The sequence below is a fragment of the Candidatus Venteria ishoeyi genome (genome assembly GCF_030378065.1).
Classification (GTDB): Bacteria; Pseudomonadota; Gammaproteobacteria; order Beggiatoales; family Beggiatoaceae; genus Venteria; species Venteria ishoeyi.
This window is the reverse complement of the sequence record NZ_JAUCGJ010000005.1, coordinates 43,121-56,271: the sequence shown is the minus strand read 5'-3', so window position 1 is coordinate 56,271 and position 13,151 is coordinate 43,121. Positions and strand designations below refer to the sequence as shown.

Annotated in this window: 9 protein-coding genes; 2 read left to right on the top strand and 7 right to left on the bottom strand. The window is 45.5% G+C overall.

Annotation, left to right across the window (positions count from 1 at the left end; translation table 11 throughout):
• The first annotated feature begins 51 nt into the window (after positions 1 to 51).
• Together QUF61_RS02600 and dbpA are read left to right on the top strand one after the other, a co-directional pair.
• Entirely contained in the window at positions 52 to 1,533 is a 1,482-nt protein-coding gene (locus QUF61_RS02600; RefSeq protein WP_289680312.1) for a nicotinate phosphoribosyltransferase, read from the top strand.
• A gap of 161 nt (positions 1,534 to 1,694) precedes the next feature.
• Positions 1,695 to 3,083 (top strand): ATP-dependent RNA helicase DbpA, encoded by a 1,389-nt coding sequence (gene dbpA / locus QUF61_RS02595; protein WP_289680311.1) that lies wholly within the window; start codon positions 1,695 to 1,697, stop codon positions 3,081 to 3,083.
• A gap of 207 nt (positions 3,084 to 3,290) precedes the next feature.
• Here the strand turns inward: dbpA and pnp are convergent, their stop codons facing one another.
• The 7 genes from pnp to serC form a co-directional block, all read right to left on the bottom strand.
• Complete coding sequence (gene pnp, locus QUF61_RS02590; protein ID WP_289680310.1) at positions 3,291 to 5,381, bottom strand: polyribonucleotide nucleotidyltransferase; 2,091 nt, start codon at positions 5,379 to 5,381, stop codon at positions 3,291 to 3,293.
• A 118-nt stretch (positions 5,382 to 5,499) separates the two neighbouring features.
• Positions 5,500 to 5,766 carry a 30S ribosomal protein S15 gene (gene rpsO / locus QUF61_RS02585; RefSeq protein ID WP_103920916.1) on the bottom strand — a complete coding sequence of 89 codons (267 nt, stop codon included), beginning with the start codon at positions 5,764 to 5,766 and terminating at the stop codon, positions 5,500 to 5,502.
• Between the two features lie 389 nt (positions 5,767 to 6,155).
• Entirely contained in the window at positions 6,156 to 7,733 is a 1,578-nt protein-coding gene (locus QUF61_RS02580) for a polyamine aminopropyltransferase (protein ID WP_289680309.1), read from the bottom strand.
• 26 nt (positions 7,734 to 7,759) lie between these two features.
• Positions 7,760 to 9,265, bottom strand: coding sequence for a transglycosylase SLT domain-containing protein (locus tag QUF61_RS02575; protein WP_289680308.1), 1,506 nt, complete (start codon positions 9,263 to 9,265; stop codon positions 7,760 to 7,762).
• Positions 9,266 to 9,377: 112 nt separating this feature from the next.
• Complete coding sequence (gene trpB, locus QUF61_RS02570) at positions 9,378 to 10,577, bottom strand: tryptophan synthase subunit beta (RefSeq protein ID WP_103920913.1); 1,200 nt, start codon at positions 10,575 to 10,577, stop codon at positions 9,378 to 9,380.
• Position 10,578: 1 nt separating this feature from the next.
• A complete protein-coding gene (locus tag QUF61_RS02565) occupies positions 10,579 to 11,745 on the bottom strand; it encodes a phosphoglycerate dehydrogenase (RefSeq protein WP_103920912.1) in 1,167 nt (388 codons plus the stop codon).
• A gap of 152 nt (positions 11,746 to 11,897) precedes the next feature.
• Positions 11,898 to 12,980 (bottom strand): 3-phosphoserine/phosphohydroxythreonine transaminase, encoded by a 1,083-nt coding sequence (gene serC / locus QUF61_RS02560; RefSeq protein ID WP_103920911.1) that lies wholly within the window; start codon positions 12,978 to 12,980, stop codon positions 11,898 to 11,900.
• Between the last annotated feature and the right edge of the window lie 171 nt (positions 12,981 to 13,151).

Here is a 13,151-nt window from a genome sequence, read left to right as displayed (position 1 = left end):
AATAAGTCCAGTTTCTGAAGTTATAAAATTCTCACTCCTTAAGGTGAAATCATGCAAAATAACATGCCACTGAATAGCCAGAGCCGCGCACCACTACGCCAGCTTTATCGCAGTTCGCTGTCACTACTCACGGATTTATACCAATTGACTATGGCGTATAGTTATTGGAAGTCCGGGCTTGCGGATCAACAAGCTGTGTTCCATTTATTTTTTCGCAAAATCCCGTTTGCCAATGATTTTGCCATTGCCACGGGACTGGAAGCTGTGGTGGATTATCTGGCGGGTTTTCATTTCAGTGAAGAAGATGTGGCATACCTTGCCACACTCACTGGAAACGATGGGCAGACATTGTTTGAACCGGATTTTCTGGATTATCTGCAACAACTTAAACTTGACTGTGATGTGTTGGCGGTGCCTGAAGGTACAGTGGTGTTTCCCCATGAACCGCTGCTGCGTGTACAAGGCTCACTGTTGCAATGCCAATTATTAGAAACACCTTTGTTAAATCTCATCAATTTCCCCACCCTGATTGCCACCAAGTCCGCAAGAATCTGCGCGGCTGCCGGGGATGAGCCGGTGCTGGAATTTGGTCTGCGCCGTGCGCAAGGTATTGACGGCGGTGCAACAGCCAGCCGCGCAGCCTACATTGGCGGCTGCGCGGCAACCTCAAATGTGCTTGCAGGGCAATTACACGGCGTGCCGGTACGTGGTACCCATGCCCATAGTTGGGTGATGAGTTTTGATGATGAGCTGGAATCCTTTACCCGCTATGCTGAAGCCATGCCCAATAACTGCATCTTTTTGGTTGATACCTATGACACCCTGGAAGGTGTGAAAAAAGCGATTATTGCAGGCCAGCAACTGCGTGAGTCGGGACATGAGATGATAGGTATACGCCTGGATTCCGGGGATATGGCAGATTTAAGTATCAGTGCGCGCAAACTACTGGATGATGCGGGTTTCCCCCAGGCGAAAATTGTTGCCAGCAGCGATCTGGATGAATATAAAATCAAGGCACTCAAAGCGCAAGGTGCACAAATCCAAATATGGGGCGTGGGAACACGTCTGGCAACCGCTTATGAACAGCCTGCGCTGGGCGGCGTGTATAAGCTTGCCGCCATCCAGGATGAAAATAAACAATGGAAATTTCGAGTTAAACGCTCTAATGACTCCATAAAAGTTTCTAATCCTGGTATATTGCAGGTTTATCGTTTTCAACAAGACAATATCTGGCTGGGTGATGTGCTGGTCAATGAACTGGATAAACCACAATTATCACACATACAATGGCAGAACTTTGGCGAACAAAACCTGCAAATCATGCCTGTGGGCGCACAAGGGCAAGCCCTGTTACAACCGGTAATGCACACGGGTAAAATCGTCTATCAAAAACCAACACTGCCGGAAATTCAGGCCTATGCCAAACAACAACGTCTGGCTTTTCAACAACAACAAACTAAAAAGCCTTATCCTGTCGGGTTGGAAACAAACTTGTTAAAATTAAAGCAAAAGCTAATGCAAACAAATAATTAGTTGGCCTGGATTCAATATAAGGAACGAAGATAAAATAATCAATTTCAGATGTTATCCCTACGGGAGACGGAATACTTACGCTACACTTCAAAAAAAACCTTCCAGGCTTTTAAAACCTGGAAGGTCTGAAATTCACTCAGCATTTAACCAGGATCACTATTTTGACCCCACCCGCCTTTTCTACGCTTAAACTACACCCACACCTGTTAAAAAACCTCGCTTCCCTTGCTTATGAGCAGATGACACCGATACAAGCGCAAAGCCTGCCACCGATTTTGGCAGGTAAGGATGTCATGGGGCAGGCCAAAACCGGCTCAGGAAAAACCGCTGCATTTGGCCTTGGCTTGCTGGAAAAGCTGGATATTAAAAGTTTTAATGTACAAGCGCTGGTGCTGTGTCCAACACGGGAGCTTGCCGATCAGGTTGCCAAAGAAATTCGTAAGCTGGCGCGAACTATTCAAAATATCAAAGTCTTAAGTTTATGCGGGGGTATGCCGATTGGCCCCCAGATTAGCGCGCTGGCGCATGGCGTTCATATTATCGTCGGTACCCCTGGGCGTATTGAGGATCATTTGCGTAAAGGTCGCTTGCAATTAGAAAATGTAAACACACTGGTGCTGGATGAAGCGGATCGTATGTTGGATATGGGCTTTCAAGTGACATTGGATGCCATTATTCAGCAAGTACCCAAGCAGCGTCAGACACTGTTATTCAGCGCAACCTTTTCCGAGCAAATTCAATCTATTGCCCGGCACATTATGCAGGAACCCATCCATGTCAAAGTGGATACCAGTCATGATGATAGCAGTATTCGACAACATTTCTACAAGGTTGAAGACGAGCAGCAACGCATTATTGCTTTGCGTTTGCTGCTGTTGCAATTACGTGTAGAATCAACCGTGGTTTTTTGTAATACCAAGCGTGAAACCCAGGCCGTAGCCAATGAACTCAAGCATGAGGGATTTAGCGTATTGGCTTTGCATGGCGATCTGGAACAACGGGATCGTGAAGAAATGCTGGTGCGTTTTGCTAATAAAAGTACTTCCGTCCTGGTTGCCACCGATGTTGCCGCACGTGGTCTGGATATTGATGCCTTAGACGCGGTGATTAATTATCACATTGCACATGGCGCAGACACCCATGTACATCGGATTGGACGCACGGGGCGCGCAGGCAGTCAAGGTATGGCCTATTCTTTGTTCACTGAAAAAGAAACTTATAAAGTGGCGACACTGGAAACTGATGTCAATCCCATTATGGCAGCCGAGCCACTGCCACCATTGAGCTTACTGGAAGACCCTCCAATGCAAGCACTGATGCGTACTTTGCAAATTAGTGGCGGTAAAAAACAAAAGCTGCGCCCCGGCGATATTCTTGGTGCTTTAACCGGCGATAAGGGTATCAGTGGCAAACAAGTGGGGAAAATTCATATTTTTGATAACAAAGCCTATGTCGCCATTGAGCAGGCTGTTGCGAAATCGGCGCTCAAAAAACTATCGGAAGGTAAATTAAAAGGGCGCTCTTTCAAAGTCAGGCTTATCCGCAGTTAATAACTTAGCGTGAGGTGTCAGCGGCTTTCAGTGCTTTTAGCGTTGAATGAAGCTTACACTGCACTCAAGCTAACAAAAAAAATGGGGCAATCTAATGATTGCCCCATTTTTTTAATCTTAATAGATACCAATTTCTTAAGGCAATTTAACTTAAGGAAATAAGCCTGATAGCCTACTTATAAGTTAAATGATGCTCTGAAATTGGTATTATTCACCTTCTTGAATTGCTTTCATACTCAGGCGAATACGGCCTTGCTTGTCAATTTCCAGCACTTTCACCCGAATGATGTCGCCTTCAGACAGCTTGTCACTGACTTTTTCAACACGCTCGTGAGAAATCTGGGAAATATGCACTAAACCATCTTTACCCGGCAGCACGGTGACAAAAGCGCCAAAGTCCATTAACTTGCTGACCTTGCCTTCGTAAATCACGCCCACTTCAACATCAGTGGTAATCTGCTCAATACGCCGTTTGGCTTCTTCCGCTGCTGCGTAATCAACCGCTGCAACTTTAATCAGGCCATCATCGTTGATGTCAATATTGGCACCGGTTTCTTCGGTAATGGAGCGAATGGTTGCGCCGCCTTTGCCAATGACATCACGAATTTTATCGGCTTTGATATTAAAGCTGATAATACGCGGAGCAAATTCAGACATTTCTTCACGCGGCGTGGAAATCGCAGCTTCCATCTCGCCGAGGATGTGCAAGCGCCCATCTTTTGCCTGACCCAGCGCAGTTTCCATGATTTCGCGGGTAATGCCTTCGATTTTAATGTCCATTTGCAGCGCGGTAATCCCTTCCCGGGTACCTGCCACTTTAAAGTCCATATCACCGAGGTGATCTTCATCGCCCATGATGTCGCTTAACACCACAAACTGCTCACCTTCTTTAATCAGGCCCATGGCAATACCAGCCACCGGAGATTTCACCGGTACGCCTGCGTCCATCATTGCCAGACTGGAACCACAAACCGAAGCCATAGAACTGGAGCCATTGGATTCAGTAATTTCTGAAACCACGCGAATGGAATAAGGGAATTCTTCCAGGGTTGGCATCATCGCCTGTACGCCACGTTTTGCCAATCGACCATGACCAATTTCACGGCGTTTGGGATTACCCACGCGACCCACTTCACCCACGCAATAAGGCGGGAAGTTATAATGCAGCATAAAGGGTTCGCGATATTCGCCTTCCAGCGCGTCAATCATTTGCGAATCACGTTCCGTGCCCAGCGTAGTGACCACGACAGCCTGGGTTTCACCACGGGTAAATAAGGCAGAGCCGTGAGTACGCGGTAATATGCCAGTTTTAATGGTGATAGGCCGTACTGTTTTATTATCACGCCCATCAATACGTGGTGCGCCACTGATGACGGTGCCACGCACCAATTGTTTTTCTAACTTTTCAAAACTGCCTTGAACGTCATCTTCTGACCATTCCACGCCTTCAGCACCACAAATACTGGCAACTGTGTCTTTGCGCAATTTGGACAGTGAAGACAAACGCTCCAGTTTGTCATGAATTTGATAAACTTTGCGAATTTCATCGCTGGCAATTTCAGCAACCCGTTGTTGCAGTGCTTCATCTACTGCGGATGCCTGCCAGTTCCAGGCCGGTTTGCTGGCTTCGGCTGCAAAATCACGAATCGCCTCAATGGCAATTTTGCCTTGCTCATGACCGAACAATACCGCGCCCAGCATGGTATCTTCAGACAGTTCTGAAGCTTCAGATTCCACCATCAAAACCGCAGATTCTGTACCGGCAACCACCAGGTCTAACTGAGAGGTTTTAAGCTCGCTAAATGTTGGGTTAAGTACGTATTCGCCATCGAGATAACCCACACGCGCCGCGCCAATCGGGCCATTAAAAGGTACGCCGGAAATGGATAAGGCCGCTGAAGTACCCAATAAGGCCGGAATATCAGGGTCAATATTGGGATCCAGGGACATGACCGTTGCGATAATCTGGGTTTCGTGGGTAAAGCCTTTTGGAAACAGAGGACGAATTGGGCGATCAATCAGACGTGAAGTCAGGGTTTCTTTTTCAGTGGGGCGGCCTTCGCGCTTAAAGAAATTGCCGGGAATACGCCCTGCTGCGTAAATACGTTCCTGGTAATCAACGGTTAATGGAAAAAAATCCAGACCGGGGCGCGCTTCTCTGGCAGCAACCACACTCACTAATACGCTGGTGTCTCCCATGCTGACCATAACTGCGCCAGTTGCCTGACGGGCAATTTCACCAGTTTCCAGCGTGACAGTATAATTACCGTACTGAAACTCTTTTTTATGCAAATTCATCTCTATTTCCAATACGTGGGCACTTGGAAGGCTGAAATAGAGCACCTTCCGGCATAAACCACGATTTTGATAATTGGTAAAACTTTATTGTTTAACCTGAGTTTGGTATAAACCTGGATTAGCGGCGTAAACCTAAAGCTGCGATTAATTCGCGGTAACGGTTTACATCTTTTTTCTTCAAATAAGACAGTAACTTACGGCGGCTATTAACCATCCGAATTAAGCCACGGCGAGAATGATTGTCATGTTTGTGATCTTTGAAATGCTCAGATAAAGCACTGATATTTTTTGACAGTAAAGCAACCTGTACTTCAGGTGAGCCAGTATCATTTTCACTTTTCTGGAACTGTTTAATGATTTCTGCTGTGTGTTCAGTGGTTAACATGGATGCTGCGCTCTCCTTGGAGGAACAAATAAAATAAAAAAAAGATATAGGAAAACAAAAGGTATCGGTTTATAAAAAACTATCCATTATATCAATGATAAAAAAACCTATGCAAGAAAAAATTAGCACAATGAAGATCATAAAACCTTGGCAGCCCTTTTTTAAGGCTTAAATTTCAGGGATATTTTTTAAAACTTAGATTTTCAAGGCAGGCTCCTGGAAAAAAGGATTTTTCACAGGCTAACTTATTGAGTTTATGGAAGCAATTTTGCTGTAGGTATCGGCTTATCAGCATCTGATGCACAATCTAACCTTACTTGTCGGTATTGTAACATTCGAGAAATTACTATTGCACTTATTTTTTGAATTTTATTTAAATAAGCCTTTTTTCAAGAGGGAAACCACTGCGTCCAGGCCGTTTCATAATAACGTAATAAAGGATGCTGTTGCAGGCGATTCACTTCGGTTTCAAGTTCCTGCATATCAGGTGGAAAAATGATGGCATTTTCTAAAACATGGGTATTGAGATAACGCAGATTTTCGGGTAATTGTTGTTGAAAATTTGCTGTTTCCCAGAAAATCTGCTGATGGCTGGCTAATACAAAACCCCATTCACCAAAGCTGGGTACATAGTTGTGGTAAGCCTGAGTATATAAGGTATTTTCATGGCTGAGGGCATCTTTGCTGGCTGCCAGGGTGTGTGCGATACACCAAAAAGCTGTGCGCGCATAAAAAGGCGAGGTGGCCTGGGTGACTAACATGCCATCACGCGCCAGATGCTGGCTCAGTAAATGATAAAATGCCTGACTGTAAAGCTTGCTTAAGCTGATATGATGCGGATCGGGCAGATCAATAATAATGACATTATAAAATGCCTGGCTTTGCTGGAGATATTGCCAGGCATCGGCATTGACCACCTTAACTTTAGGATGGCTGAGCGACTTGTCATTTAGTTGTTTTAATAAGGGGTTATCACGAAATAAATCTGTCATGGTCGGGTCTAAATCAACCAGCGTCACTTGCGCCACATCAGGATATTTTAAAACTTCCCTCACTGCCATGCCATCACCACCCCCAAGAATCAATACCTGCTGGCGCTGTCGGCTTAAGCTCATGGCAGGATGTACCAGACTTTCGTGGTAGCGGTATTCGTCCAGGCTGTCAAATTGCAGATTGCCATTAATAAACAAACGAAAACGCGGGCCTTTGCGGGTGACAACCAGACGTTGATAAGGCGTGGAGCGCGCAAATAAAACCTCATCCTGATATAAACGCAGCTCAAAAAATTGTAATAGCTGCTCACTGTAGACCATTGCGCTGCCAAGTACCGTGGCAATCAGCACCACTTCCGTCACAATCATTTTTAAGCGCTGGCGAATGATGATGTCTGTGTGAAAAATCCAGACAGCCAGTGCTGCCACCAACAAATTAAGCAGGCCAAATAATAAGCTGGTACGCATTAAACCCAGTTGCGGCACCAACACCAGAGGAAATAATAAGGCGGCTGCCAGCGCGCCGATATAATCAGCGGTTAAGACATTGGAAATATTGAGTTTTAAGATTTGATAATACTGCAAAATACGGATAATCAGAGGAATTTCCAGGCCGATTAAACTACCTGTCAAAATACAACTGAGCCACAAAAATGCTGAATAATTATCCAGATAAGTGAAGGCATAAAATAAGAAAGGCGCACTGAGTCCCCCCGTTAAGGCCAGCAGCATTTGAATTTGGATAAATGCCAGACTGAGTTTACTTTGAATAAAACGGGAAAAATACGCACCCAGGCCCATTGCGGTCATAAATAAACCGATGACCAGGGAAAATTGATACACTGAGTCGCCAAGCAAATAACTCGACAAGGTACCTGTCAGCAGTTCATAAACCAGGCCGCTGACGGCAATAAAAAAAGTTGCTGTGAGTAATAGCAGGGGGGCGTGAACAGTCGCAGGTGCAACGGGCTTCATTTCTTGTCAGCTTACGTGTTTCTGGCTTACAGAGATGCACTCAAAGGGGTGCGCGGTACTTTCAGCGCCTTGCCTACACGTAAGGTCGTTTTTTTGCCGATACGATTGAGTCGGCACAATGCATTGACGGAAATTTGATAACGCCTGGCAATGTGCCCCAGGGTTTCTCCTGATTTTATAATATGCAAACGGTGTTTTGCAGTTTTATTGACTACTCGTTTTTTGGATTTGCGTTGCGTTTTTGAACGACTGGCAAGCTTGACAGATTTACCCGGAATAATCAGTTTTTTTCCTGGACGCAAACGTGCTTTTTTAGATAAGCCATTGGCTTTACGTAAGGCGGATACTGTCGCTTTGTGCTTTCTGGCAATAGTCCACAAATTATCACCTTTGGCTATGGTATAAGTGCGAGAACGCTTGCGTTTTGTTCTTGTTTTTGTTTTCGTTTTATTTCCAGCAAAATGAATCCGTTTTGATTTATTTGTTTTTGGTTTGACTTTTTGCAGCGAGAATTTCTGCTGGAAACCTTTTGCATGCTGCATGGGTATCACCAGAGAATGTTTGCCTTCCGGTGCTGTAACCCAGCGTTTATAACCAGGATTTAAACGGATAAATTCCTGCTTGCTCAGCCCCGTCAGTTTTGCAGTCAGCTCCAGGTCAATTTGTTCTTCAACTGCAATTTTAGTGAAATAAGGCCGGTTTTCTATCGGTTTTAAAGTCGTAACATCATATTTTTCCGGATCCGCAATAATGGTGGATAAGGCCATGATGCGAGGTACATATTTACGGGTTTCTTTAGGTAAATCCAGTGACCAGAAATCAGTGGGTTTACCTGCTTTTCTATTCTTTTTAATCGCTCTGCGCAGGCAGCCTTCACCACAGTTATAAGCGGCCATAGCGTGCAACCAGTTGCCGCCCAGACGTTGATGCAATTCCTGGAGATAATCCAGCGCCGCTTCAGTCGCTGCGGTGACATCCCTGCGTCCGTCATACCATTTGTTTTGCCTTAAACCAAAAACTTTGCCCGTGCTGGGAATAAACTGCCACACCCCCGCTGCCTTATAAGGCGAATAGGCCATTGGATTATAGGCACTTTCAACTGCGGGCAATAGCGCCAGTTCCAGCGGCATACCCCGTTTTTCTATGGCTTCAACAATGTGGTGCAACCAGGGTTTTGCATTTTTGCTGATGCGTCTGAAATACCGCTTGCGGTATTTCAGATAAAATTGCAGTTCTTTTTCAATTTTCTGTTTTTCCAGCGTGGGTAATAGCGTATACCCCTTAGGAATGCGCGCCCAGATATTTCCAGGCTCCTCCTGAACTTTCTGGGGTGGATTCAAGCTGCTGAACTGGCCTTCCTGAATCGTGGTTTCGATTTCTGGCGGTGGTGCGTATTCCAGCTCGGTTTTCAGGCTGAAAGTTGTTTGCAGTGTTGCCTCTGTGGCGGTTTCTTGCAGCGGAATATTGCTACAACCGCCCAATAACAAGGTACTACTTAACAATAATAGACAAGAGCGAAGGAAATAAGACATTTTTTTATTATAACAATTCCATAGGATAAATGTGGTATTTTCTTTAAGGGATTAAAACCTTCCAGGTTTTAAAAACCTGGAAAGTTTAATGCGTACTCAGACACAAGTGAGATTAAAGCGATAAATAATCCGCAACAAAATCAGCGTCTTTATCACCACGCCCGGAAAGATTCACCAGTATGGTTTCCTCTTTAGACATGGTTTTTGCAATTTTCATCGCATGGGCAACGGCGTGTGCGCTTTCCAGTGCCGGAATAATGCCTTCCAAACGTGACAATTTAATGAAGGCATCCAGACAGGCTTTGTCATCAACGGCTTCGTAATTCACCCGTTTAATATCTTTAAGATAACAATGCTGGGGGCCAACACCAGGATAATCCAAACCGGAAGCAATGGAATATACCGGCAGCGGATTACCTTCCTTATCTTGAATATTGTAGCACTCAAAACCGTGAAGTGCGCCTTTTGTTCCCAAGGTCAGCGTGGCGGCATGATCAGGTGTATCCAGACCTTTACCCGCAGGTTCTACGCCTATCATCTTAACTTCGGCATCGTCTAAAAATGCCGTGAATAAACCGATGGCATTAGAGCCGCCACCCACGCAGGCAATCAGTACGTCAGGCAATTTATTTTCTTTTGCCAGAAACTGTTCCCTGGCTTCCTTACCAACAATGCTCTGAAAGTCGCGCACAATTTTTGGAAAAGGGTGAGGCCCGACTACGGAACCAATCGCGTAAATATAGTTTACGGGGTCTTCCAGATAGGCTTCAAAAGCACTGTCAACCGCATCTTTTAAGGTGCGGGTGCCGCGAGAAACGGGTACCAGTTTGCAGCCCAAAATTTTCATTTTGGTGACATTCGGATGCTCTTTTGCAATATCCACTTCACCCATATGAATTTCACAATCAATGCCCACCAAAGCACAGGCGGTGGCTAAGGCCACGCCATGCTGACCCGCGCCGGTTTCCGCAATCACTTTGGTTTTACCCATGTATTTGGCTAATAAGGCCTCGCCAATACAATGATTGATTTTATGTGCACCGGTATGATTGAGATCTTCACGTTTCAGGAAAATACGGGCGCCACCGACTTTTTCGCTTAAACGTTTGGCAAAATAAACCGGGCTGGGGCGACCGACATAATCTGCATTCAGTTCTTGCAGTTCATCCTGAAATCCAGCCGTTTGCGAGACTTTATCATAAGCATCATTGATATCATTCATAATATCAATTAGCTGTGGTGGAATAATCTGCCCACCATATTCACCAAAATAACCCTTGGCATCGGGCATGTTTGCATTGCTGTCTGTCATCTTATAAAACCCGTAAATTTAAAATTCCATCAATGTCATTAATGGCATCTATCAGACTTTGCGGTATTTCACCGTCAACATCAACCAGCGTATAAGCCAGGTCACCTCTGGATTTATTAATCATATCAATAATATTCAGTCCCGCATTGGCAATGTCGGTACTGATTTGCCCCACCATATTCGGTACATTGGAGTTGGCAATGGCCAAACGGGAACCGGTTTCCGCGCGCGCCAAGTGAACTTCAGGGAAATTCACGGAATTGAGGATATTACCATTTTCCAGGTAATCCTTGACTTGTTCTGCCACCATGATTGCGCAGTTATCTTCCGCTTCTTTGGTGGATGCGCCCAGATGCGGCAAGGTAATCACGCGCTCGTGCTGTTTTGTCAGATTGGTTGGGAAATCACAGATATAGGCGTTGACCTTACCGGCCTGAATCGCATTAACCACAGCTTCATCATCCACAATCCCGGCACGGGCAAAGTTCAGTATTGTTACGCGATGGCGCATATTATCCAGGCGCTCGGCATTGATCATATTGCGTGTGGCATCGATTAATGGTACATGGAAGGTGACAAAATCCGCTTGATTGAGCATGTCATCCACGCTGTGCGCCTGTTTGACTTTAGACGATAATTGCCAGGCACTTTTGACGGTAATCTGTGGATCATAACCAATCACATTCATGCCCAGCGCAATCGCGGCATTTGCCACTTTAATACCGATAGCGCCTAAACCTACCACACCTAAAGTGCGTCCAGGCAATTCAAAACCACCAAAGTTCTTTTTACCGGCTTCGACCTGTTTGCCGATTTCCGCATCACTACCTTCTAAGGCGCGCGCAAAATCCCAGCTTTGGCAAATATTACGCGCAGCCAGTAACATGCCTGCCAGCACCAGTTCTTTTACTGCATTGGCATTAGCCCCCGGTGCATTAAATACCACTACGCCGTGCTCGCTCATCTTGTCAACTGGAATATTATTGGTACCAGCACCGGCACGACCTACCGCTTTTAAGGTCTCGGGAATTTCCCAGTCGTGCATTTTAAAGGAGCGTAATAACACGCCATCCGGGTGTTGAATTTCAGAAGCGGTTTCGTAGCTTTCGCGTGGCAGGCGATCAAGCCCTGCGGTAGAGATATTATTCAGGGTTAATATTTTATACATAATGTTTTCCGGCTGAGATTTTTATTAACCTCGTTCCCAATGTCTTCATTGGGAACGCCTATTCTGGAAGCTCTGCTTCCATTACGCCAAGCGGAGCTTGAAGCACAGACGTTACCAAGCAGAGCCTGGTAACGAGGGTAAGTAGAGGGTGTTTACGCTTTGCGCTGCTCAAAGTCTTTCATGAAAGCGATTAAGGCTTGCACACCGGCTTCCGGCATGGCGTTATAGATACTGGCGCGCATTCCGCCAACACTGCGGTGACCTTTTAATGTCACCAGATTAGCGGCTTTGGCTTCACTCAGAAAGGTATCGTTTAAGCCATCATCCGCCAGGGTGAAAGGTATGTTCATCCATGAGCGATAACGTGGGTCAACAGGGTTGGCATAAAAATCTGAAGTATCAATGGCATTATATAAAGCCTGCGCTTTACCCTGATTAATTTTTGCCATGGCTTCCAGGCCACCTTGTTGTTTCAGCCACTTGAAGACCAGACCTGCAAAATACCAGGTATAGGTCGGCGGGGTGTTATACATGGAATCTGCTTTAGCGTGAGTTGCATAATTAAACATCGCTGGCGTGCTGTCTCCAGCATTACCCAGCAGGTCTTCGCGCACAATCACCACCGCCATGCCCGCAGGGCCGATATTTTTCTGCGTACCGGCATAAATGATGCCATAACGGGAAACATCCAAAGGACGCGATAAGATGGTTGAAGAAAAATCAGCTACCAATGGCACATCACCCACTTCAGGGATTTCCTGGAACTCCAGACCACCGATGGTTTCGTTAGGAGTGTAATGCACATAAGCGGCATCGGCATTTAAGTTCCAGTTTGCCGTATCCGGGATGGTACAGAAATTTTCAGCTTCAGAAGAGGCAACCAGGTTCACATCACAATAACGCTTCGCTTCTGCAATGGCTTTTTTTGACCATTGCCCGGTATTAAAATAATCAGCGGTCTTTTTATCACCAAGCAAATTCAGTGGCACCATGGCAAACTGACTGGAAGCGCCACCTTGTAAAAACAAAACCTTATAATTTTCGGGAATCGCCATTAACTCACGCAAATCGGCTTCTGCCTGGGTTGCAATCGACATGTATTCCTTACCGCGATGACTCATTTCCATCACTGACATGCCGCTTCCCTGCCAGTCCAGTAATTCTTCCTGAGCTTGCTGTAAAACGGCTTCTGGTACCATTGCGGGACCAGCACTGAAATTATAAGCGCGTGACATGGTTTTTCCTGTTAATGATTAACTGCTGTTACGCAAAAGTGTTTTTTGGTAAGTCCAAAAAAGCGCGGGACTCAAGCCAAAAATAACCAGGGCGCGTAACATCAGTGATTAATGATAAAAATCATGCATTTTATCATAAAGCCATGCTGTCTATATTTTATCGTGTGGGAT